23 protein-coding genes are annotated in these 24441 nt (G+C 21.6%); 13 read left to right on the top strand and 10 right to left on the bottom strand.

Going from position 1 to position 24441, the window contains the following annotated elements:
• The first annotated feature begins 168 nt into the window (after positions 1-168).
• The gene (locus ACTTAU_RS00115) at positions 169-987 is read left to right on the top strand and encodes a hypothetical protein (RefSeq protein ID WP_438304431.1); all 819 of its coding nucleotides are present in this window, start codon (positions 169-171) and stop codon (positions 985-987) included.
• Positions 988-1354: 367 nt separating this feature from the next.
• Here ACTTAU_RS00115 and ACTTAU_RS00110 read toward each other — a convergent pair whose 3' ends face one another.
• Positions 1355-2413 carry a hypothetical protein gene (locus ACTTAU_RS00110; RefSeq protein ID WP_438304429.1) on the bottom strand — a complete coding sequence of 353 codons (1059 nt, stop codon included), beginning with the start codon at positions 2411-2413 and terminating at the stop codon, positions 1355-1357.
• A 64-nt stretch (positions 2414-2477) separates the two neighbouring features.
• Between ACTTAU_RS00110 and ACTTAU_RS00105 the strand changes: the two genes are divergently transcribed.
• Positions 2478-3479 carry an NAD-dependent epimerase/dehydratase family protein gene (locus tag ACTTAU_RS00105; RefSeq protein WP_438304428.1) on the top strand — a complete coding sequence of 334 codons (1002 nt, stop codon included), beginning with the start codon at positions 2478-2480 and terminating at the stop codon, positions 3477-3479.
• A gap of 6 nt (positions 3480-3485) precedes the next feature.
• Here the strand turns inward: ACTTAU_RS00105 and ACTTAU_RS00100 are convergent, their stop codons facing one another.
• A complete protein-coding gene (locus ACTTAU_RS00100; protein ID WP_438304426.1) occupies positions 3486-4382 on the bottom strand; it encodes a hypothetical protein in 897 nt (298 codons plus the stop codon).
• 82 nt (positions 4383-4464) lie between these two features.
• Between ACTTAU_RS00100 and ACTTAU_RS00095 the strand changes: the two genes are divergently transcribed.
• Both ACTTAU_RS00095 and ACTTAU_RS00090 read left to right on the top strand, forming a co-directional pair.
• Positions 4465-5745, top strand: a complete 1281-nt coding sequence (locus ACTTAU_RS00095; RefSeq protein WP_438306236.1) for a nucleotide sugar dehydrogenase — start codon at positions 4465-4467, stop codon at positions 5743-5745.
• Positions 5745-6764 (top strand): NAD-dependent epimerase/dehydratase family protein, encoded by a 1020-nt coding sequence (locus ACTTAU_RS00090; RefSeq protein ID WP_438304424.1) that lies wholly within the window; start codon positions 5745-5747, stop codon positions 6762-6764. Before ACTTAU_RS00095 ends, ACTTAU_RS00090 begins: the two co-directional genes overlap by 1 nt.
• 3 nt (positions 6765-6767) lie before the next feature.
• On the opposite strand, the gene ACTTAU_RS00085 is transcribed toward ACTTAU_RS00090, so the two are convergent.
• The gene (locus ACTTAU_RS00085; RefSeq protein WP_438304421.1) at positions 6768-7865 is read right to left on the bottom strand and encodes a glycosyltransferase; all 1098 of its coding nucleotides are present in this window, start codon (positions 7863-7865) and stop codon (positions 6768-6770) included.
• Entirely contained in the window at positions 7865-8812 is a 948-nt protein-coding gene (locus tag ACTTAU_RS00080) for a hypothetical protein (protein WP_438304419.1), read from the bottom strand. Before ACTTAU_RS00080 ends, ACTTAU_RS00085 begins: the two co-directional genes overlap by 1 nt.
• 63 nt (positions 8813-8875) lie before the next feature.
• On the opposite strand from ACTTAU_RS00080, the gene ACTTAU_RS00075 reads away from it, so the two are divergent.
• The 5 genes from ACTTAU_RS00075 to ACTTAU_RS00055 are packed head-to-tail and all read left to right on the top strand — an operon-like array spanning position 8876 to position 14317.
• Positions 8876-11212 (top strand): PEP-utilizing enzyme, encoded by a 2337-nt coding sequence (locus tag ACTTAU_RS00075; RefSeq protein ID WP_438304417.1) that lies wholly within the window; start codon positions 8876-8878, stop codon positions 11210-11212.
• A 1-nt stretch (position 11213) separates the two neighbouring features.
• Positions 11214-11828 carry a gamma-glutamyl-gamma-aminobutyrate hydrolase family protein gene (locus ACTTAU_RS00070; protein WP_438304415.1) on the top strand — a complete coding sequence of 205 codons (615 nt, stop codon included), beginning with the start codon at positions 11214-11216 and terminating at the stop codon, positions 11826-11828.
• The gene (locus ACTTAU_RS00065; protein ID WP_438304412.1) at positions 11825-12559 is read left to right on the top strand and encodes an NTP transferase domain-containing protein; all 735 of its coding nucleotides are present in this window, start codon (positions 11825-11827) and stop codon (positions 12557-12559) included. Before ACTTAU_RS00070 ends, ACTTAU_RS00065 begins: the two co-directional genes overlap by 4 nt.
• A complete protein-coding gene (locus ACTTAU_RS00060; RefSeq protein ID WP_438304410.1) occupies positions 12556-13194 on the top strand; it encodes a hypothetical protein in 639 nt (212 codons plus the stop codon). Before ACTTAU_RS00065 ends, ACTTAU_RS00060 begins: the two co-directional genes overlap by 4 nt.
• The gene (locus tag ACTTAU_RS00055; RefSeq protein WP_438304409.1) at positions 13181-14317 is read left to right on the top strand and encodes a glycosyltransferase; all 1137 of its coding nucleotides are present in this window, start codon (positions 13181-13183) and stop codon (positions 14315-14317) included. Before ACTTAU_RS00060 ends, ACTTAU_RS00055 begins: the two co-directional genes overlap by 14 nt.
• Here ACTTAU_RS00055 and ACTTAU_RS00050 read toward each other — a convergent pair.
• Genes ACTTAU_RS00050 through ACTTAU_RS00040 form a run of 3 tightly spaced genes read right to left on the bottom strand, consistent with a single transcriptional unit; the run spans position 14294 to position 16983 of the window.
• Entirely contained in the window at positions 14294-15373 is a 1080-nt protein-coding gene (locus tag ACTTAU_RS00050) for a glycosyltransferase (protein ID WP_438304407.1), read from the bottom strand. The two genes, ACTTAU_RS00055 and ACTTAU_RS00050, sit on opposite strands and share 24 nt — an antisense overlap.
• 9 nt (positions 15374-15382) lie before the next feature.
• Positions 15383-16033, bottom strand: a complete 651-nt coding sequence (locus ACTTAU_RS00045) for a hypothetical protein (RefSeq protein WP_438304405.1) — start codon at positions 16031-16033, stop codon at positions 15383-15385.
• Complete coding sequence (locus ACTTAU_RS00040) at positions 16030-16983, bottom strand: NAD-dependent epimerase/dehydratase family protein (RefSeq protein ID WP_438304403.1); 954 nt, start codon at positions 16981-16983, stop codon at positions 16030-16032. Before ACTTAU_RS00040 ends, ACTTAU_RS00045 begins: the two co-directional genes overlap by 4 nt.
• 50 nt (positions 16984-17033) lie before the next feature.
• Between ACTTAU_RS00040 and ACTTAU_RS00035 the strand changes: the two genes are divergently transcribed.
• Positions 17034-18176, top strand: coding sequence for a glycosyltransferase (locus tag ACTTAU_RS00035; protein WP_438304401.1), 1143 nt, complete (start codon positions 17034-17036; stop codon positions 18174-18176).
• Between the two features lie 2 nt (positions 18177-18178).
• Here the strand turns inward: ACTTAU_RS00035 and ACTTAU_RS00030 are convergent, their stop codons facing one another.
• Together ACTTAU_RS00030 and ACTTAU_RS00025 are read right to left on the bottom strand one after the other, a co-directional pair.
• The gene (locus ACTTAU_RS00030) at positions 18179-19270 is read right to left on the bottom strand and encodes a glycosyltransferase (protein ID WP_438304399.1); all 1092 of its coding nucleotides are present in this window, start codon (positions 19268-19270) and stop codon (positions 18179-18181) included.
• Entirely contained in the window at positions 19267-20631 is a 1365-nt protein-coding gene (locus tag ACTTAU_RS00025; RefSeq protein WP_438304398.1) for a hypothetical protein, read from the bottom strand. The genes ACTTAU_RS00030 and ACTTAU_RS00025 overlap by 4 nt, the downstream gene beginning before the upstream one ends.
• Before the next feature lie 30 nt (positions 20632-20661).
• Between ACTTAU_RS00025 and ACTTAU_RS00020 the strand changes: the two genes are divergently transcribed.
• From ACTTAU_RS00020 to ACTTAU_RS00010, 3 genes are read left to right on the top strand one after another with little or no spacing between them, the layout of a single operon-like run.
• A complete protein-coding gene (locus ACTTAU_RS00020) occupies positions 20662-21477 on the top strand; it encodes an FkbM family methyltransferase (RefSeq protein WP_438304397.1) in 816 nt (271 codons plus the stop codon).
• Between the two features lie 54 nt (positions 21478-21531).
• Entirely contained in the window at positions 21532-22296 is a 765-nt protein-coding gene (locus ACTTAU_RS00015) for a glycosyltransferase family 2 protein (RefSeq protein WP_438304395.1), read from the top strand.
• Positions 22289-23308 carry a hypothetical protein gene (locus tag ACTTAU_RS00010; protein ID WP_438304392.1) on the top strand — a complete coding sequence of 340 codons (1020 nt, stop codon included), beginning with the start codon at positions 22289-22291 and terminating at the stop codon, positions 23306-23308. The genes ACTTAU_RS00015 and ACTTAU_RS00010 overlap by 8 nt, the downstream gene beginning before the upstream one ends.
• On the opposite strand, the gene ACTTAU_RS00005 is transcribed toward ACTTAU_RS00010, so the two are convergent.
• Positions 23279-23947, bottom strand: a complete 669-nt coding sequence (locus ACTTAU_RS00005) for a glycosyltransferase family 2 protein (RefSeq protein WP_438304391.1) — start codon at positions 23945-23947, stop codon at positions 23279-23281. The genes ACTTAU_RS00010 and ACTTAU_RS00005 overlap by 30 nt on opposite strands.
• Positions 23948-24441 lie beyond the last annotated feature (494 nt).

The raw sequence follows: 24441 nt of genomic DNA, 5'->3' as shown, positions 1-24441 counted from the left end.
TTTTTTAAAAAAACTGATGAGACATAAACTTTCAAGATATCTTTTGAATATTATTTTTAATATTAAGAATTATAAACTATAGATACTATTTTTATTACAAATTAAAAAAAATTGAATATAATTGCATTTTTATCGAATTTCTTATAATTAAATAAATATTATTTTGCAATGTCATTGTTAGATTTATTTCATTCCCAAGAACTTAATTCATCAAAATATAAAAATTATTTCCCTATCTATGAAAATTTATTCAAACGTTATAGGGATAAAAAAATTACTTTTGTTGAAATTGGGACTAAAGATGGTGGGTCACTTCTAATGTGGAAGAAATTTTTTTCAAATAAGTCAAGAATAATTGGTATAGACATTAATATAAAAGCAAATGAATTAGAAAAATATGGTGTTGAAATATTTATAGGTGATCAAGCAGACAATATTTTTTGGAAAAATTTTTTTGAAAAAGTTGGCAAGGTAGATATTGTTTTAGATGATGGGGGTCATACAAATACTCAACAAATAATTACAGTAGAAAACACCGTTAAAAATATAAATGATGGTGGGATGCTTGTTATAGAGGATACGTTTACAAGTTACATGAATAAATTTGCAAATCCAAACAAATATTCGTTTATAAATTATACAAAAAAAAAAATTGATGATATTAATTACAGATATCCGAACATTGGAAAATTAAAAAATTCAATTAATAAATATGTATATTCTATAGAATTTTTTGAAAGCGCAGTTTGTTTTAAAATTGATACTTCAAAATGTTTGACTAATGAAGATATATCCAATAATAAAAAAATTTTAGGAGTGGAAGACCTTAGGCATGGTAATCAAAGAACAGTTCGTAATTTAAGAAAAAGTTTCAGTTTTTTATATAAAATAAAAATACTTAGATTGATAGCAAAGTATTTTCTGATAAAAATAGTCAATTATAAAATTAAGATTCAAAATAGAAAAAATAAAAAATTTTTTATATGAAAATTTTTTTTTGAATATAGAAAACGTTCAGGTTTAAGGGCCCAAAAATAGAGTAGAAACTTATTTGCATACTGTGGTCATGTGTTTAATTTTAAAAATATCTATTTTATTAATAACCCGAATGAAATTACAGAGAATGATCATGTATTGCTTATAGATCAAAAAAAATTGTCAGAAAATTTTGAGGAACTATGTGAAAAAAAAATTAAAGTATCTTTTTTATAAATTCTTTTTCCTCTAAAGCTATATTTGTTTATTGAAAAATATGAACTTACTTTTGATTTTTTTTCCCAAACGTCAAGGGTTTCCTATCCCAATCTAAAACTTTGTGATAATTGTTTTTAATAAAATTTAACTAATTAACATTTTAGTCATTTAAAACCAAAGTTTTTAATTTTTCTGCAGATATATTTTTATCTTTATAAAAATAAAGTGATTTTGCTTTTTTTTCAAATTTTACAATTGATTCCTCGTAATTTAAATCTTTATTAAAAAATTCTAATTTAATAGTTTTATTTTTATGATGTTTATATAATTGTATAGTTCTATCATATAATCCCAAACCAACAGTTGAACCTAAATCTAAAAAATAATTTTTTCTAAACAAATCTGATCTGACAATTCCCAATTTATATTCTCTTAAATAAAATTTGAAATTTTTAAACTCATTTAACAAAGAAAATAAAATATGTCTATAAATTCTGTGAATTAAAAAAAGTTTTTCGTGTGACATTAAATTTGAAAATTCCTCTGTATTTATCAATTCTTTTATAAAAAGTAAGTTATCTTTTAAATTACTTTTTTTTGAAAAAATAAAAAATCGTTTAAGAACTTTATTAACTTTATTGTGATAATTCGATCTCATTAATTTATTGATATAATTATCAGTTAATAAACCACCACCAACAAAAATTATCTTTTTTTGGAAAATATTAATAAAAAATTTAAAAGGATGTTTAAAAGATCTAATTAAATAATAAATGTTTGAGTATTTATACATTATTTTATACTTTAATTTACTTTTGATTATTACTTTGTCATTTTTCAAAATTTCATTACCAGGATATAAGAATATATTATTTTTTTCATAATTTGGATTATAGCCAATTAAAAAAAAATTAAATTCAATTTTCAAATTTTCAAGTTGTTTGGCAAATAATTGAATTTCTTCTTGTTCAAAATCAAACATTCCATTCCAGAGACAAATTAAAAATTTGAAATTTTTGTAATTATTTTTAATTTCAAAATTTTTAATAAAATTTCTGTCAATAATTATTAGTTTTGAGTAATTTTCATCAAATTTATCTGAAATTTTCACCTCACTAAACTTCCATACAAATTCACAGAAATAAAAATATCTTATAATTCTTTCTGCACCGCTTGTTTCATTACAAAGAATTAATGCTTTTTGTTGGTTGTTAATCATATAAGTTAGTAAAAAATTTCTTTTCAATTAAATAAAAAATAGATAATACAATAAATAATTTTTTATGAAAATCTATATTACAGGTGTAGCTGGTTTTTTGGGGAGTCATTTAGCAAAAAAAATGATTTTATTAGGTCATCAAGTCGTAGGCAATGATAACTTAGTTTTAGGTGAAAAAATAAATTTACCAAAAAATATTAAATTTCATGAAAATGATTGTTGTGATTTTGAGAGCATGTTAAAGAACTTAAAAGGAATTGATATAGTATATCATTGTGCAGCGACTGCTCACGAGGGCTTATCAGTGTTTTCACCAAATTTTATTACCAAGAATATTTATCAAGCAAGTGTTTCTGTAATTACAGCCGCAATTGTTAATAAAGTTAAAAGGTTTGTTTTTTGTTCTTCAATGGCAAGATACGGATCCCAAAAAACACCCTTCAAAGAGTCTATGTTAACTAAGCCAGAAGATCCATACGGAATAGCGAAAGTAGCTGCAGAAGATACACTTAAATTATTAGCTGAAACCCATAAGATGGAATGGAATATTGCAGTTCCACATAATATAATTGGTCCAAATCAAAAATATGATGATCCGTACAGAAATGTTTTATCAATTTTTTTAAATAGAAATTTGCAAAATAAGCCTGCTATCATTTATGGTGATGGAGAACAAAAAAGATGCTTTAGTTATGTTGATGATTGTATAAGTTGTCTAGAAAAATTAGCCCTAGATAATAAAATTAATAATCAAGTAGTTAATATTGGACCTGATGAAGAGAGTTGTACAATTAATCATCTTGCAAAATTGGTAGCTAATGAAACCGGATGTAATCTTGAGCCAATTCACGTAAAGGATAGACCAAGAGAAGTTAAGAATGCATTGTGTAGTGCAGATAAAGCTAGAGAAATTTTAAATTACAAAACAACTACAAAACTTGAAACTGCAATAAAGATGACAGCTGAATACATTAGAAAAAATGGAACTAGAGAATTCAAATATAATTTACCTCTTGAAATTCAGACAGAAATTACTCCAAACACGTGGAAAGAAAAGTTAATTTAATTCAAATTAATTAATTCTATTTTTATAATATTTAAAAAAAAGCGATATAGTTTTTTTTAGTGATTTTGGTTTTGCGATTTTTAATATTTCACTGGTATCATATGTATTCCATATAGTATTTTTAAAAAATTTTTCGTAGTAAAAAAAATTATCAGTAGAAACTTTTTCAGGGATTGTAATAAAAGTCACAAAGAGGATGTCTCTATAAAAACCCTTTTCTACAAAACCTGCTTTATGTAGACATTGTGTGGTATTCACAATCATTGATTGACCTTTTTTTCCAGTATTTGTGACTAAATCATTTTCTAATTCCTCATTATTATAGTTAGATCGACTTTTGTATTTGTTTTTTTTTAAAAACTTTTTTGTACTATTTTTTGAGTACAAATGAAGCGGACCATGGCATATATCTACATCCATTAAATTAATAAATAATTTAAAATGATTGTAAATATAGTGATCAACATGGTAGTTATTGCTATAAACCTCGTCCCCTATATTATTAATATGAAAATTCCTAGCAATCCTTACTTTTGCTACAGCTACTTTTGAATTATAGAAATTTTCAATTTTATTTAAAGTATCCTTGAATTCAATATTTATATGACTTCTAATTTTATGTTTCAGGTCATCATCAATTTCGAATTGAAACTGAGATCTATTATAATCTATTTTCTGCTTATATAAACTTTTAGTAATATCATTACAAAGTTCATGTGAGTTTACATTTGTTCTAAAATAACCATCATTCACATATTTTTTGACCTGATCATCACATCTATCTGTTTTTGATATTAAATTTTGATGGTACTTGCTAAAAATATTGTAGTATAAGCTATTTGGGTTCCCAAAAAAAACTTTTCCTAAATTCTGATTTAAGTAGAAGAATAATTTTCCAAACATTCAATTATATATTATCATAGATTTTATTTTGATTACATATATTTATATGCAAAATAAATTAAATTCATGTTTTTAAAAATAAATTAAATTGACAAAGAATAAAAAATTAAATATCTGCGTGGTAGGTCTAGGTTATGTTGGTTTACCATTAACTATTGCTCTGTCAAAAAAATTTAGGGTAACTGGATTTGATATTAATAAAACTAGAATTAATCAATTAAAGAGAGGAAGAGATCTTACACAAGAAATAAAAATTAATAAAATTTTTAAAAGAATTAAATTTACATCTAATATTTTTGATTGTAAAAATTACAATGTCTATGTTGTAGCAGTTCCTACCCCAGTAAAAAAAAATAATTCACCAGATTTAAATCCTTTAAATAAAGCATGCAAATTAGTAGCAAGTGTGATGAAGAAAAATTCTGTTATAATTTTTGAATCCACTGTTTACCCTGGATGCACAGAAGATTATTGTGGCCCGATTTTAGAAAAATATTCTAATTTTAAATTAAACAAAGATTTTTTTTTAGGATATAGCCCTGAAAGGATTAATCCTGGCAAAACAAATTATAAAATAAATAAAATTGTTAAAGTTACTAGCGGATCAAATTCAAAAATTTCAAGGTTTGTGGATAATATTTATAAAAAAATTATTCCAGCAGGCACTCATTTAGCCCCAAGTATAAAAGTAGCAGAGGCAGCAAAAGTAATTGAGAATACTCAAAGAGATATAAATATAGCCTTTATAAATGAGCTTTCTATTCTTTTTAATAAAATTAAAATAGACACTAATGAGGTGCTTAAAGCTGCCGCCACCAAATGGAATTTTAATAAATATTATCCAGGTTTAGTTGGTGGCCACTGTATAGGTGTTGATCCTTACTATTTATCCTATAAAGCAAAAATTTTAGGATTAACTTCACATTTAACTCTAGCGGGCAGAAAGGTAAATAATTATATCCCTACATATGTATTTAACAATATTAAAAAAGAATTAATTAATTCAAAAAAAAAACTTAACAAATCAAAAGTGTTAATATTAGGAGCTACCTTTAAAGAAAATTGTCCTGATTTTAGGAATTCAAAAGTTTTTGATATTATGGAAAAATTATATCTAAACAAAATAAATTTTAAAGTATTTGACCCTTATTATTCAAATAATTTGATAAATAATAAAAAATTTAAATCTAAATTTTTTAGTAGAAAAATAATTGGGAAATTTGATATTATAGTCATTGCATTAGCTCATAACTATTTTAAAAAAATGGGAATTAAAAAAATAAGCAAGCATTTAACCTTAGATGGTAAAATATTTGATTTAAAATCTATATTTAGTAAAAAACTTACTTTTTTCAGATTATAATGAATATTCTTATTACAGGTGTTGCTGGATTTATTGGATTTCACACAGCAGAAAAATTATTAAAAAAAAATAATAATATAATAGGCATAGATAATTTAAATAATTTTTATGATCAAAAACTTAAAAATGATAGAATTAAATATCTAAAAAAACATTACAGAGAAAAATTTGTTTTTTATAAAAAAGACTTAAAAAACAAAAGGGAACTTAATTCTATTTTTCTTAAAAAAAAAATTAAATTGGTTATTAATCTTGCAGCACAAGCAGGCGTGAGATACTCTTTAAAAAAACCCCGAGAATACTTAAATAGTAATATCATAGGTTTTTTTAACTTAATTGAAGTTTGCAAAGAATTTAATGTTAAGAGATTAGTATTCGCTAGTACTAGCAGTGTTTATGGAAACAATATAGAAATTCCTTTTAAAGAAAGTCATACAGCAGATCATCCCATTCAATTTTATGCTGCAACCAAAAGATCTAATGAACTTATCGCTCATGCTTATAGCTCGTTGTATGGAATTGAGACTGTAGGTTTAAGATTTTTTACAGTATATGGCCCATGGGGCAGACCTGATATGGCATTATTTAAATTTGTTAAAAATATCATTCAGAAGAAACCAATAGAAATATTTAATTTTGGAAAACATGTAAGAGACTTTACTTATATAGATGACATAATTAATGGTCTTGTTTTGGCAACTTTCTCAAAAAAAATTTTTAAAAAAAAATTAAAAACTAAAGTTAATTTGACTCCTGATCATGGTATATCTAAATTTAGAATTTTAAATATTGGAAGTGGAAAGCAAACTGAATTGATGAAATATATTAAAATTATTGAAAAGGAATTGAAAATAAAAGCAATAAAAAAATATTTACCTTTGCAAAAGGGAGATATTCAAGAAACTCTTTCGCACGTTAACAATTTTAAAAAGTTGGGCTATAATCCAAAGACTAATCCAGAAATTGGAATTAAAAAATTCATTAAATGGTATAAAGAATATTATAAAATAAAATTATAACTCTCATATCAAACTTTGTTTTTGAGAAAATTGAATTATTTTTTTAGCCCTTACAGACCATGTAAATTGTTTTGCGGTTAAAAAAGCATTTTTTCTTATTTTAGAGTATTTCATTGGTGATTTAATTATATTCTTAATATTATTACTCCATTCCGAAGTAGAGTCATGATTACAAAGTATACAATTAAATTTATTCTTCAGTATATGTGAATACACAGGTAATTTAGATGCAATAATTATATTTGAAGATGCCAAATATTCAAAAAGTTTAAGTGGTGATATATATTTTTCTACATAAATATTTTTTGCCAGTATTCCAATTTTTTTTTGATAAGGCATTAATAATATTAAACTCTGTTTTAGTATTTTTGGTATTTTATAATATTTTACATAATCAAGGAAAATTAAATTTTTAATTGATAAATATTTTTCTTTATTTTCTAATGTATCTAAGTTTCCATATGCATAAATTTTTAAAGATGGATTTCTGATTGCAATTTTGGATATTAATTCAATACCTTTTCCTTTTGCAAAACTTCCAGTATACACACAGTTTTTTTTAGGATTTACATCTATTAAGAAATCATCAAGATCTACACCATCGTCTAAAATGATACTTTTTTTTCTTGGTATATTAAATTTTTTTTGAAGATATTTGTGTATAAATATAAATCTTAAATTTTTTGTTAATTTCAATTTTGATAAAACATTATAAATTATTTTTGTGAGTCCTGACATTTCATGGTGAATTTCTAAAATAACTTTGAAATTAAAAATAATTAAAATTAGAGCCGAAATAATTGACCTTGAGATTATTAAAGAATTTTTTTTAATTTTTTTCTTACACCAAAATGCAAAAACTAAGTTATTCAATAAATTTCTTTTAACTTTTTTATCAAAACAATAATTTAAATTAGGTTTATCCTTTAAATTAAAATCTGACTTAATTTGATTACGATTAATTTTCTTTTTATTTGAATACAGATAAATATTTACATTATATCCAATTTTAGAAAAATTATCACATATCTTAAGTACATGCACAGCATAGGCTGATTTGTTTGGAACTGATAAATCTGCAATATAATTTAAATTTAACATTACCACTTAAGATAATTTTTTAGATTTTTTTCTATTTTATTAAGTTCTGTTTTTCCAAGTTTATATTTTGCTTTATATAAATTTAAGCATGATTTTTTATAATCAAAATTACTCTCTACTTTTGTATTAAAACCAATAAACTTATTTATCACTTTTTTTTGATTATTATAATTATTCAAAAACCTTTCGTAATTTATTTTTAAAATCTTTTTGTTTTTTTTGAAATTATTTTCAAAAATTTTTTGAGTTTTTTTATACCACTTAATAAATATATCAACATCGTGACCTGGATAAGAAAATGCACCAGTTCTTTTCATACTCCAGTAAATACTTCTTGGATCTCTATCTACTATTATAATTTTATAATTGTCAAAATATTTAGTAGATTGATCCAAATTCCAATAGTTTCCGCCTTGGTTTAAGATTACATTTTTATATTTTTTAATATTAGGGTGAATTGTTTTAATAATATTATTAATAAATATTTTAGTTATCTTAATAAATTTTTCTTCTTTAATTGGCAATGTCATATTTAATAATTTAATTTTATGAATTTTTTTTTTAAAAATTATTCTATTAATATAAAAATTAAGTTTATCGTTAAGGTTTAATCTATTTTTATAGAATTCTGGTAAAGCATTATATCTAAGTTCGATCACATTGCTCAAATACATATTTAATAATTTTATTAATTTCTTATTTGATTTTTGCTTAAGTGCAAATTTGGTGAAAATATTTTGAAATCTCATAAATGAGCTAGCAGAGTTATTAATTGAAAAATTTTTATAATTATTTATGTGCAAATCATTCAATCCATCAGGATCATGTATTAATCTAAATTCTTTACCATTTAAAAACGATAAATTTTGTTCTTGACCAGATAGATAATCAAATATTGCTCCTGATCCACTATTTCCAGAGCCAATAACAATAATTTTATTATGCATAAACTGTATTTATTATATATTTATATATATAAATTTCTTTATTTCATATTTTAATTACGCTTAATGTTTAAAAATAAATCTGACAATTTAAAAATATTAATTAAATTTAAATTAAAAAAATCAATAGTTCCTAACTTTATAGGTTTCACTGTTAAAGATTGGCTTAACGGCCATAGAATAAAAATTATAAAAAAAATTAACAATAACTTAAAAAGCAAAATTTGTATTAGATCTGCCTTTGCTTTGGAAGATAATAAAAATAGCTCCTTAGCAGGTAAATTTGATAGTTACATTAATATTAATAACAATAAATTTATAATTGAAAAATATGTAAGAAAACTAATTTTACAATACAGTAAGTTTGATAAAAAAAATCTAAATAAAAGTAAAATTTTTGTTCAAAATTATATTGATGACTCAATATTAAGCGGGGTAGTAACTAACTTTAATCTACATGATGGAACCCCTTACTATGTAATTAATTACGATAATGAGACTAATTTAACTAACTCTGTTACTTCAGGAGGTAAGTCTGGATATAGAGTTTTATTTGCTCATAAAGATAGTTTGGAAAAAGTTAAGTCTAATAGGTTTAAGCCTTTAGTTGACGCAATAAAAGAAATAGAAAAAAAAGTTAATAAATTACCAATTGATATAGAATTTGCAGTCAATTCTAAAAAAATTGTAAATATTTTACAAGTAAGACATATATCAACAAGAAAAAACTGGAAAATTATAGATCAAAATAAATTTAATTTAGAATTATTAAAATTAAAAAAACAATATTTAAAAATCAAAATTAAAAATAAATTATATGGAGATATAGCAATTTTTGGCTTAATGCCAGATTGGAATCCTGTTGAAATGATTGGTAATTTTCCAAGTAATTTGTCCTATTCATTATATTCAAAATTAATCACTAATAATTCATGGTCTAAAGCTAGAGAGGAAATGGGTTATAAGAAAGTAAGATCTAAATTGATGTATAATTTTTCTAGCAGACCATATATTGACACAAGATTAAGTTTTTTTTCATTTCTCCCTAATACAATAAAGCCTAGTGTTACAAGAAAAGTTGTAAATTTTTGGTGTAGAAAATTGAAAAGAAATCCAATTTTTCATGACAAAATTGAATTTGAAGTTGCTGATTCATGTTTTGATTTTTCATTAAAAAAAAAAATATTTGATCAATATTTTTTTCTAACGAATTCACAAAAAAAAATATATTTTCAGTCAATTAAAATTCATACTACAAAAATAATAAATAATTTTGAAAAAAATTTTTTAGATTATTTCATCCAACTTAAGAAACTTGAAAAATATAGGGTAGAATTAATTAATAATATCAAATCAAAAAAAAATTTAAATTATTCTCAAATATTAAAAAACACAATAAATTACTTAAAAGTGAACGGAATTATTCCATTTTCGAAATTTGCTAGACATGCTTTTATTGGAAAAAAATTATTAAATAGTATTTTAGAAAATAAAATAATTTCTGAAAAAGAATATAATAAAGTATTTAATTCATTAAATACTATTACATCAATCTATACTGAATATGAAAAAAAATTAAAAAGTAAGAAATTGAAACAAAAAGAGTTTGATAATTTATTTTTTCATTTGAGAGCAGGAACATATGACATCGAAAATAAAAGATATCAGTCAAAATTAGCTTCATATGAAATTATAAATTTAAATAAAATTTTAAACTTAGAAGTTAATGAGATTTTATCAAAAAAAACTATTAATAGAATAAACAAATTTTTTGATAAAAATAAATTTGATGTTCAAGCAACTAAGTTTTTAAAATATTCAATTCTAGCAATGAAATTAAGAGAAAACTCAAAGTTTATGTTCACCAGAACTTTAAGTGATTTATTGGAAATTATATATTTATATGGTAGAAAAAATCATTTAAGTAGAAAACAATTATCAAATTTTGATATTAATGAAATAATTTCATCAAAAAAAAAATTTTTCAAAAAAGATAAATCAAATATAACATATGATAAAAATATTCAGTTACCTTATTTAATTACAGAAATTAATGATTTATTTATTTGCTCAATTCAACAGGTAAAACCAAATTTTATTACAAATAGAAATATTAGTAGAAAAATTATAAATTTAGGTAAAAAAAATATTCTAAAAAAAAAAATTACCAATAAAATTGTTTTAATTGAAAACGCAGACCCAGGTTATGACTGGATTTTTTCAAAGAATATCTCCGGTCTAATTACAAAAAATGGAGGTGTAAATTCTCATATGGCAATTAGATGCCAAGAATTAAATATACCTGCCGCTATAGGAATAGGTGAGGCTAATTTTAAATTAATTGAGCAGAGCAATGAATTGAATCTAAATTGTAAATTTAATAAAATAAATGTTTTAAATTGATATGCTTGTTGCTTTAACATCTAATATTAAAAAACATCATAAAAATTATTGTGATTTTGTTGATTATTATTGGATTAATTTTTTTGAAAAAAAAAAAATTAAATTTATCATTCTTCCCAACTCTCAAATTGCAACCAAATCTATATTAAAAGAATTTAAAAAAAAAATTGACCTAGTAATATTACAAGGAGGAAATGATATATATACAAGAAATAAAATAATCAAAAATAGATATACTATTGAAAATTATGTAATTAATTTTTCAATTAGAAATAAACTCCCAATACTTGGAATCTGTAGGGGGATGCAAGTACTAAATTTATTTTTTGGTGGAAAATTAATAAAAGTAAAAAATCATATGCGTACATTTCATGAGATAAAATATCAAAATAAAAATAATTTTTTAAAAAAACAAAGTTTAAAAGTAAATAGTTTCCATAATTTTGGAATCGATAAAAAAAGTTTAGGAACAAATTTAGAAATAATAGCCTTCGCAACAGACAATACAATTGAGGAATTTAAACATTACAAATATAAAATTTATGGAACTATGTGGCATCCAGAAAGAGAGACTAATTATAAAAAAATAAATAATTTAATAAAATTTATTAAATGAAAGTAATAATTTTATGTGCAGGATTTGGAAGAAGAATTAACATCAATAAACCAAAGTGCTTGATTAAAATAAATGGTAGTGCTCTCATAGATATTACGCTTAAATTATTGAAAAAAAATAAAATTAAGCAAAATCAAATATATTTAGCTTTAGGATATCAATATAAAAAAATTCTTAAGCACACAAAAAAAAAATATAAGTATTCTTTAATAAGAAATTTTAAAAAAACTAATATGGTTTATTCACTATATAATTGTCTCAAAAACAATTTTAATGATGATATTGTGATTTTGTATGGGGACATTATGTATTCTGATGAAATAATACACAAGATCATAAAAGCAAAAAATGAAATTACTACAGCTGTAGATATTAATTGGAAGAAAGCATGGGAATTAACAGATAGAATGGAAGATGATCTGGAAACATTAAAGATTAAACAAAAAAAAATAATAAATATTGGAAAAAAAACAAAAAAATTAGATGATATTGATGGCAGGTACATTGGTGCAACTAAATTTAATAAGAAAGTAGTAAATTTTTTTATTAAGTTTTATGAAAAAAAAATAAAAAATAAAAATAAAAAATTTTTAAAATTAGATATGACTAGCTTACTTATGAATTTAATAAATGTTGGTTTTTTACTTAGTTATGTAAAAATAAGAGGATTGTGGTTTGAATTTGATAATAAGAACGACATAAATATATATAAAAAAAATATCAATAAATGATCATAAGGAATTTAAATAGATTAAATATAAATTATTTTAAAAGAATTATTTTTAAAAATTATGAAATTGATGGATTAATAAATTTTGGATCTAAAAAAGCTAATAATTTTTTTTTTAAAAAAATTTCAATTTCAAATTATTATTTTGAAATAGGGTCAGGAAATTCAACACTTTTAGCTGAAAAAAAAAATAAATTTTTTTTTTCAATTGAAACAAGTAAGAGTTTTTATAACTTCATGCTAAGTAAAATTCATAAAAAAAATAATTTAAAATTTTTTAATTTAGGTTTTGTCGGAGATTTTTCTTACCCAATTTTTATAAACAAAAAAACAGCAATAAATTATATTAAGTATATAGAAAAATTTTTTAAATTTAAAAAATTTCCTGATTTTATTCTTGTTGATGGAAGATACAGGGTTTTATTTTTATTAAAATTACTAAAATATAAAAAAAAAATATCTTTAAATAAAACTTGTATTTTATTAGATGATTACAAAAGAAGATCTCATTATAAAGTTTTAGATAAATATTATAGTATTACTTTAATTGGTAGAATGGCCAAATTAGTCCCAAAACAAAATAGAAATATTTCTCTTCAAGAAGAAATAAATAAATATTTATATGACCCAAGATAATAAAAATTTAAATATTTGTTATATATTTCCATCAGCTATGCCATCAAAAAATGCTAGTTCTTTGCAAACTGCAAAAATGGCTGATGCATTTTCTATGTTATCAAATTTAATTATATTTCTTCCCAATACTGGAATGAAAAATACTTCAATTAAAAAATTTTATAATCTTAAAAATAATTTTAAAATCTTTAGGTTAAAAAATTTTACTTCTTTTCCAGTAGGATTGAATTACTATTTGTTCTCAATGATATCAATATTAAAGTCATTTAAATTTAAACCAAATTTTTATATTACTAGAATTTTCATAGCCTCTTTTTTTTTATGTATTTTGCAGAAAAAACATATAATTGAAATTCATAATGATATGAGTATTGAAGGTAGACTTGTAAAATTAATTTTTAAACATCTAAATATTTTCAATTCAAAATATGTAATTAAAATTGTTACAACTACACAAACTTTGAAAGATCATTATATAAAAACTTACAATATAAAACCTGATAAAATATATGTTTTATCTAATAGTTCAGATTTAAAAAATATAAATTTAAATATCAAAAAAAAAATTAAAAATGTTGGTTATTTTGGGTCTATATACAAATCTAGAGGTATTGAAAAAATATTATTTTTATCAAGAGCTTTTAAACATCTCAATTTTTTCATTTATGGTGGTGATGGTAATGATGTTCACAAATTAAGACAAAAATATTCTGAAAAAAATATTTTTTTTCATTCTTATATCGATCAAAAAAAATTAGAGCAAAAAATAAATGAGATGGATATTCTTTTATTACCCTATACTAACAAAATTACTGTTGCTGGAGATGTTGGGGATATATTTAATTATACTTCACCACTTAAAATGTTTGATTATTTGGCAGCTGGTAAAATTATAATTTCCTCTGAAATAAAAGTTTTAAAGGAAATATTAAGAAATAATTATAATTGTGTATTTGTAAAAAATTATTTAAATAATTTTGCATGGAAGTTAAAATTTCATCAAGTTCTTTCAAACCAAAATATCAACAGAAATATAATTTTAAATTCTATAAACTTTTCAAAAAAAAATAACACAAAACTTAGAGCAAAAAAATTTATTTCATTTTACAAAAATGAAATCTAAATATTTTTTTGAATTATCAATATTATGAAACTTAGTTATATAGCGATTTAAATTTATAATTTTTTTTTTATTTTTTTCTTTATTTGAGTTAACTTTTTCAAGAGTGGTTGATAAGCTTTTGTAATTATTACTTTCATATAAGTAACCATTTTTATTATTATTAATAATCTCTTTTGGGCCAGTTTTACAACTCGAACTTATTATTAATTTATTAAGACAACCGGCTTCAATTAAAACATTTGGATATCCTTCATAAAATGATGACAAGATCAAAAAATCACAAGCTTTAATGTATGGATAAGGATTTTTTTTATAGCTAATAATTTTTATTTTGTCATTTAAACCATAGCTATATATCAGTTGTTTCAAATTATTTTTTTCTGGTCCTGATCCTAAAATTAACAAGTTAAATTTTAACCTTTTTGATATTCTATTTAATGTTTCAACTAAAAATTTATGATTTTTATTTTTATCTAGCCTTCCTACTATTATAATTTTTTTTAAATTAGAATTTTTAAAACGAACTAATTTTATTTTTTTTTTTGATAATAATTTTATTTTTTTTACATTAAGATTGTTATAAACTATATTTGAATCTAATCCGAATATTTTTTTTAATCTAAGTTTCATTTCTTTTGAATTAACAAATATTCCATCAGCTTTGCTATAAAAAAATTTAAAAAAAAATTTTTGAAAGTAATTATTAATAAAATTGTCTGGCGATGAATTAAATCTAATAAAAACTTTACAACCAATAATTTTTGCAGCTACAATTGCCGTGATATTACCTTGAAAAGATAATATTGGGAATTTTTTTTTATTATTAAAAATAAGTATAAAAAAACAAATTAAATATTTTATTTTTAAATTCAATCTTTCATAATTTTTAGAATAAATCTGATTTTTAAAATTTAAATTTTTTTGAATTTCATTAATATCACATGAGATTACATGAATTTTAATTTTATTTTTATTTAATTGATTTGCAGTAGAAAAAAAATTTTTTTCATTTCCACCTTTATTTACAGAAGGCAAAAACATAATTAATTCCCTCATGTATTGCAATTACCTTATGATTTTTCTAATGAAATTTTTAATTGTATTTTGTCTTGTTTGTATTTTTCTAGGATTATTAAGTGCAACATTTTTAATTTTTGTAATTTTGCACATACCAGTTCCTTGAAAACTAAATTCAATATCTATGTTATCTCTATTATTGTAATAAATTTCTAGAAGCAAATTGAATGTTTCTAGATTATTTATTTCTCCATAAAATCGATTTTTATCACTATCTTTAACGTATGGTATCCAACTTATATCATCAATGAAGAAACAACAATTTAGTTCAAGCATATTAAAATAGTTATAAATTATCTTTTGAACATGTTTTGCTTCATGTAAAGTATCAAGTAATATAAGCGAAAAATAATTAGGAATATTTTTTTTTACAAAATCATAGTTGTCATCTCTAGAATGGATGAATTTCCAATTTTTATCTTTAAACTTATAGGAATAATCTACATTATCTATTGAGAATAACTTACAACCTTTGTCTTTCGAATAATTCAAAAACAAATCTGTTGACATTGCTTGCTCACTCACTCCAAATTCTAAAATGTTATCATTATTTAATTTAATCAATTCAGGGTAAATAAATTTAGATAATTTAAAATGATGGCGTGACTTTTTTTGAAAAGTACTTATGAAATTATTCATAATTTTTTGAAATGTGATTTTATAATACTATTTAGGTTTAGCTTAGGTTTTTTTCCAATTATTTTTGATAATTTGGTAATATTTGATCTAGTATAAAAAAGCTCTTTTTTTGATATTTCCTTAAGATTGATATTACATCTATTGCTTCTAACTTTGTTAAGTAAATTAACGATTTTATTAATATGTATACTTTTTCCACTTCCAACATTAATTATTTCCGAAATTTTTTTTTTAGAACGGATCATGTAAAGCATTTTTTCAATTATTTTTACAACGTCTTTCACGTCAACAAAATCTCTAGCAGGATAAACAACTTTATTATTTATTTTAAAGAAATTTATATTTGTAGATTTATTTAATTGAATATTTTGTATTAATTTAAATATAAGCCTCTGATAATTATTTTTTTTAAATTTAAAAATAATAAAGTTTTTATTAAATATACCAATCACATTGAACAATCTTAAAATTATTTTTTTATTAAATTTTTTATTCAAATATTTCTCAATAATAAGTTTGTTTTTTCCATAGAAATTTTTAGGTTTTAAAAAATTATTTTCTTTATAGGCAGAGTTATTTTTTTTTTCTTTATATACATTTGATGATGATAAAAAAATAAAATTTTCTATGTTGTTATTTTTACAACAATCTATAAATTTTTTTGTCTTAACTATGTTATTAGTATAATATTTTTTTTTTAAAATTTCTCCCTCTACTACGTAAGAAAAAGCAGCAGCATGTATTACAGTTTTAATTTTATTTTTTGAAATAATTTTTTTTAATTCTTTCAAGTTTGAAATATCAACTCTAGCAAATTTTTTTTTATTTGTTATATTTTTGGAGTAAGAATAGCTTAGATTATCTATGCCTATATAATTTATTTTTTTTTTATCCAGATAACAACATATATGCGATCCTATGTATCCAGCACTTCCAGTTATTAATATCATTTGATAAAAATTACTTATAAATTAAGTTAATAATTGTAAAGTATTAAATAATGAAAAAAAAAATTTATTATTGGTCACCATGTTTAAATCCTGTAGGCACAGTAAAGTCAACTATGAACTCAGCATTATCATTGTCAAAATTTGATAAAAATAGTGATGTTAAAATTATTAATGCTTGTGGAGAATGGAATGATTATAAAGATGAATTTAAATCAGGTTCAGTGGAAGTAATAGATTTAAATTTTAATTATTATAAATTTCTACCTAAAACAGGATTAATAAAAAGCAGACTTTCGTATTTAATAATTTTTATATTTTCATTTTTGCCTTTATTGAGATTACTTAAAAAATATAAACCAGATGTTTTAATAATCCATTTAATCACATCTTTACCAATGTGTTTATTTTATTTCTTTGATCTAAAAACAAAATTAATTTTAAGAATTTCTGGATATCCGAAATTGAATTATTTGAGAAATTTTTTTTGGAAATTAGTTTCTAAAAAAATTTATAAAATTACATGTCCCACAAATGAATTGAAACTCAGCTTAGTAAAGAACAAGGTTTTTTATAAAAAAAAAGTATTCTTTTTACCAGATGCGATAATTGATATAACTAAATTTCAATCTCAGACTCACAATCAAAGAATAAAATTACCAAGTGATGGAGAAAAAAAAATTATCTTAGCAGCGGGAAGATTAACAAAGCAAAAAAATTTTACTTATCTAATTCAAGAGTTTATGAAATTTTCAAATTTAAACGACAATTTTATTTTGATTATTTTGGGTGATGGTGAAGAAAAAAATAAGTTACAAAATTTTATTAAAATTAATAAACTCGAGTCAAAAGTTCACTTACTTGGTCATGTGAAAAATGTCTATAAATATATGAAAAAATCCGATGTATTTGTTTTATCATCTTTGTGGGAAGAGGTTGGTTTTGTAATTGTAGAGGCTGCAATTTCAAATTTATTTGTAATTTCTAGCGACTGTCCTAATGGCCCATCAGAATTTTTAGATTATGGTCGAAATGGTATATTATTTAAAACAAATAATAAAAATTCTCTTTTCAAAAGTTTTATAGATTTTGTAAATGAAAAGGATAAATTTAAAAAAAAAGTAAAAGCAAAAAAATCTTCTTTAAAATACACTAAATTCAGACATTATAAGACATTGACCGAAATTATTGAGTAAAATTAAATGTATTTGTTTACTAAATCAAAATATTTATTTAAATTTTTATTATAATCAAATCTTTTCAAACTTTTAAATAATTTTTTAGTCATTAATTTGCATTTAGACTTATTATTTTTGAAAAAAATTATTTTTTTTGTTAGTTGTTCATAGTTTCCTACTTTAAATAAGAAACCACCTTTTCCGTTAAGCAAAATTTCTTTAGGTCCTGTCGGACAGGCACTAGAAATTACAAATTTTTTTAAAACAATTGCTTCTAAGATTACATTTGGAAGACCCTCATATTTGGACGAAAGTATAAACAAATCAGATTGTTTTATAAATGGATAGGGGTTACTTTTAAAATTTTCAATTGTTACATGGTTTTTTAAATTATTTTCATAAACAAAATTTTCTAATTTTTTCCTGAGTAGTCCTTCTCCAATAATCACTGCATGAAAGGAAATTTTGTTTTTAATCTTTGTAAGAGATCTTAAAAAGGTAATTTGGTCTTTTTGTTCAGTGCATCTACCAATATTTAAGATTTTAAGTTTTTTATTTTTAAAAATTTTTCTTGATGAAATTTTAGATTTGTTAATTATTTCTTTAGTATCTAATGGATTATAAATACAAATAGAATTCACATTAAACTTTTTTTTTAATTCTCTTTTAAATTCTTTACTGTTAACCATAACTTTATCTGCTTTATTAAGATAAAATTTATAAAGAAATTGTTTAAAGAAATTTTTTGACCATCCAGTAGGTGATGAATTACATCTGACAATATTTTTTATTGAAAAAATTTTACATATAAAAATTGTATAAATATTTGCTTGAAATGAAAAAACTAAAGTATTTCTATTTTTTAATATTTCTTTAATTAATAAAAATAAAGATAGCAAAAATTTTATTCTTCTACTACATTTATCCCAGCAATTTGAATTCAAGCTTATTAAATTTATCGATTTGTTAAATTTACCTTTATATTTTTTTGAAATAGAAATTACAGAAATTTTATTGAATTTTTTAGATAAAAAATTACTTACAATAAAAAAATTTTTTTCTACACCACCTTTTTCAATTGACGGCATGAAAATAATTATATTTTTTTTCATCTAAATTTATTTTTTTCTAAAATAGAATACAAATAATATGTTCCGTATCCAAAATATAAATTCAAAGATAAATATGAAGGAACAAAATATCTTGTATAACCTACCCAAGATGAGATAGTAAAAAAATATAAAGATACCATTAGAAGCACATGCGGAAAATATATTTTATGTTTAATTGTATAAATGAAACCAAAAAAAATCAAAATATAGATACTTAAAGAATAAAGAATTCTAAATTTAATTGTTTTTTGATGTAATTCGCTTTTATAATAGCCCGATCCAACTATTCTTCCAAAAATTATTTCTGTTGGATTTAATAAAGTTGAATGAAGTGAGGATTTTAGTGCAGTCTGAAATGTTATTATTTTATTATTTAATAAAGTGTTAACAGCCTTATTTCTTTGCCATTGATAAAAAGTTATTCTGTCAACTTCTTTTTCTAGATTGAGCATTTTTTCTTGTGCAAAATTAATTTTTTCATTTTTTAACTTTAGCTTTGCATCTTCAATTGATTTCAAACTAAGTCTTTTCATTTCTACACTTGGTAGGAAGTAATTATAGAGATTATCTATAGTTTGGGTTGGTAGAACATAAAATATATTCACTCGATTGAAATTTAAATATCCTAACATTAACAAAATTAAACTAAATGATATTCCTAAATTTAAAATCTTAGATATTGAATTGGATCTAAATTCAAATATTAGAATTAATATAGGGACTATAATTAAAAACATCGCAACAGATCTTTGAAGATAACAAATTCCAAATAATAAGCCGATAAATATATAGGTGAGGTTTTTTCTTGGTAAATTAATTAAAAAAGAAAAAATAAATATTAAAATAGTAAAAAAAATTGTTTCACCAAAAATTGTATATTTATATTGATTTATTGTTGGTTCAAATAAAAGGAATATAATTGATGAATAGATTATAAAATTATTTAGTTTTAGATTTTTTAAGGTTTTATAAAAATAAATTATAGATAAATAATATAATATTGTCTGAAATAAAAAAAAATAATATATACCATCAAAATTTATTTTATTATTATCGTAAAATTTTAGCCCAGATAATTTTCCAAATAATCCCAATAATTTTGGTGGTAAAAAATGATGTCTAAACTCATGATCTTGAATATTTGAAAGTAAATTTTTGTTTTTAAAGTCATAGCCTTTTTTCCATAAATTTATTTCGACTGGAGATGATAAAAGCTTTGGTAATTTTTCTGAGTCAGATGGAATTTCTTTAAACTTATTGATTTGAAAATTGGAACTGATAGTAAATATTGTAAAATTTATTACTAAAAGTATAAAAATAATTTGATTATTTTTAATAATTTTAGATAAGTTTTTTAACATTAATTAATATTATTATTATTATTTTATCCAATGAAAACAAGTTTTAAAATTCTTATTGCAAAGTATTTATCTAAGATCCTTATTTATGTTTTGTCTAATTCTTCCAAAATTACTAAAAGAAAAAAAATTAATTGGAAACTTGATTTAAATGAAGCAATAGACTTAAGCATTTTTCTTTTTGGAAGTTTTGAACCATCAATACAAAAAATTGTTAAAAATATTTTAAAAAATGAGACAAAAAATATTGATATAATTGATATTGGTGCAAACTGTGGAAGCCACACACTTAATTTTGCAAATGAACATAAATTTTCGAGGATTTTTGCAATTGAACCTACTAAATATGGATATGATAAATTAATAGAAAATATTGAATTAAATCCAGATTTAAAAAAAAACATAATTCCTATCCAGGCATTTATTTCTAGTAAAAATGTGATACCAAACCAAGTTTATAGTAGTTGGGAATTAAATACTGATAATCAAAAACATTCGCAGCACAAAGGTATTAAAAAATTTACAACAAATGCAAATATATTTTCGTTAGATGACCTTACAGAAAAATATGAAATAAAGGAATCTCTTATTAAGTGTGACGTAGATGGAAATGAATTATTTGTATTTGAGAGTGGAGTTAATTATTTAAAAAAATTCAAACCAAAAATAGTTATGGAGCTTGCACCTTATCTTTATAAGGAATACGGATATACAGCTTATGATCTTTTAAAAATTATCAAGTACTACGGATATGATTTTTATGATAGTAATTTTAAAAAAATTATTTCCATAGATGAGTATATTAGAAAAATTAATAAAGGATCAAGCAAAAACATATTTCTGGCCTAATTTTAGATCTTTTTTTTATTATAAGTAATTTATGTTAGTATAATTTTACAATTAATGGATTTAATTAGTATTATAATTCCTTATTATAAAAAAAGAAAATATATTAAATCGACTTTAATTTCAATTTTAAATCAATCTTACAGAAAGTTTGAAATACTAATCATCTATGATGATTCCTCTATAGAGGATTTGGAATTTTTAAAAAATTTAATTAAAATTGACCCCAGAATTAAACTAATTAAAAATAATAAAAATATAGGTGCGGGTCTTTCGAGAAATAAAGGGCTAAAATTTTCAAGGGGTAATTATATATGTTTCATTGATGCAGATGATGTTTGGAAAAAAAATAAATTAAAACATCAATTAAATTTTATGAAAAAAAATAATTATTTAGTCTCACATACATCCTACAATATTTTTAATAAGAAGAATGAAATAACGCAAATTAGAAAGGCAAAAAATTTTTTTAATTTGAAAGATTTAGTTACTTCCTGTGATGTTGGTCTATCAACAGTTATGATAAAAAAATCAATAATCAGTAAAAATATAAAATTTTCTAAAACCAAAACAAAAGAGGATTTTATTTTATGGTTAAAAATTATTAAAAAAGGTATACCAATACATGGTTTAGACATGCCATTAACGAATTGGAGAAGTCTTGAAGACTCTTTGTCTTCATCTAATTTTCAAAAATTAAAAGATGGATATGTAGTTTATAGATTTTATTTAAATTATGGACATATTAAATCTCTGTTTTATCTTTTTTTACTATCTATTAATTTTTTAGTTAAATCTTACAAAAGTAAAGCTAATGTTTGATGTATTAATTTATGTAGTTATAATTTTTTTTTTAAATTTATTTATAAAAAAAAAAAAATATCTACAAAGTTATAACGGATCTGATCATCAAAAATTAACAAATACATCTATACCTCTTACTGGGGGAATATTCTTAATTTTACCTATTACATTAATTTTCAACAATGATTTTATTTTATTTTTGACTACATTTTTTTGTTTATCTGTAATTGGATTATTATCAGATTCAAACATTTTATCTTCTGCGAAAAAAAGATTTTTTTTACAATTAATTGTAATTTCATTATTTGTATTCATTAGTAAACTAGAGGTTTTACCATCAAGAATTGATTTTATTGATAAAAATTTTAAGAACACTTATTTAAGTTATCTTTTCACTGTTTTCTGTTTAATGATTTTAATAAATGGATCAAATTTTATTGATGGTTTGAATGGTCTTTTACTTGGATATTTCAGTTTAATTTTAGTTGTTCTTTATAAATCAAATTTAATAATGAGTTTAGGATTATCAGTAGAAAATATTCAATACTTTCTTGTTTTGTTTTTATTTATTTTATTTTTAAATTTTACAAACCAATTATTTTTAGGAGATAACGGAGCTTATAGTTTAAGTTTTTTTATCGGATACATTTTAATTTATATTTATAACTCTAACAACTTTGTCACACCTTATTTTATAATATTATTATTGTGGTATCCATGCTTTGAAACCCTATTTTCTATAATAAGAAAATTAATCACCAATAATAATCCATTAGAACCAGACAACAAACATCTTCACCAATATTTATTTATTTATTTCCAAAGAAAACTTAAGTTAAAAGATATCTATTCAAATATATTTTCAAGTTTATCGATTAATTTATATAATTTAATTATATTTTTTGTAGCTTCGAAAAATCTAAATCAAACATATATCCAGATAAATCTTCTGATTTTGAATGTATTATTCTATTTTGGTTTTTACTTGTTACTTCAAAGATTAATTTTTGAAAAAAAGTTTAATCATTGACAAAAGTATGAGCATACCATCTTTGAATGCATTAACTTTTTTTTTGCCACCTATTCTTTTACGTTCAAAAGATTTTGAATTACAAAGCTTTAAATTATTTTTTTTAGCAATTATTGGTAAAGCAATACAGTATGAAAAATCATAATTTTTAATTTTTAAATTATTTACAAGTTTTGTTTTTCCCAAAACAAAAGTGTATAAAATATCTGTAAGATTTAATTTAAAAAAAATTTTACCTATTTTTGTAAAAATAAAATTTCCAACTAAAGTAATAAAATTATCATCATCGCTTCCACATCCAACTTCATACCTAGTTCCAAATACCAAATCAGCATTATTATTTGTTACTTTTTCAAACATCAATTTGAGCTCATTAGGGTTAAAAGATCCGTCTGCATTAAATATAACAAAATATTTAGTTTTAACACTTTCGATACCCTCAATCAAAGCAGCTCCATAACCTTTTTTAATTTGAAATAGAATTCTTAAATCATAATGTTTTATTGCATCAATTGTTTGTACATCTGATTTTTCAAGAACTACAATTTTTTTTAGATTATATTTGCTCAACTCATCAAGCACGGAGGGTAAGGACTCCTTTTCATTTTTTGCTGGTATTACAAGAGTAATATCTTCCATAATTTATTTAGTTAATTATTTGTAAACACTCAAAATTAAAAATGAAAGAAAAAAAGAGTAGATATAAAATAAATTTTTTAATGATAAAATTAAATCAAGATTTTTCTTTAGTATGAAAATTGAGAAAAATGATATAATTAAAAATGGATCAAAGTATTTATGATACATTGTATATTGAGGGTTATTTATAATTATTAATAAAAAAATCAATAAATTTAATTTATTTCTAATTAAAATTGGCAAAATATAAATTATTGAAATTAATGAAAAGATAAAAAAAAAGTAGTTATTATCAAATAAATAATTAGAAATTTTAAAAAAAATCCCACCTCCACTTAAATTATATTGATAATCAAAATTGACGGCTAAAATGATAAAAATCAAAAAGGAAGCTAGTATATTTTTATAATTTAGTATTTTCTCAATACTTATAATTTTTGAAATAATAAATGGTATTAAGTAAAAAAAAATTAATGTGAATGTTATTAAAACAT

Source organism: Candidatus Pelagibacter sp. HIMB1505 (genome assembly GCF_052047915.1).
GTDB classification, from domain to species: domain Bacteria; phylum Pseudomonadota; class Alphaproteobacteria; order Pelagibacterales; family Pelagibacteraceae; genus Pelagibacter; species Pelagibacter communis_A.
The sequence above is the reverse complement of the archived record's forward strand: the minus strand, read 5'-3'. Positions and strand labels throughout refer to the sequence as shown.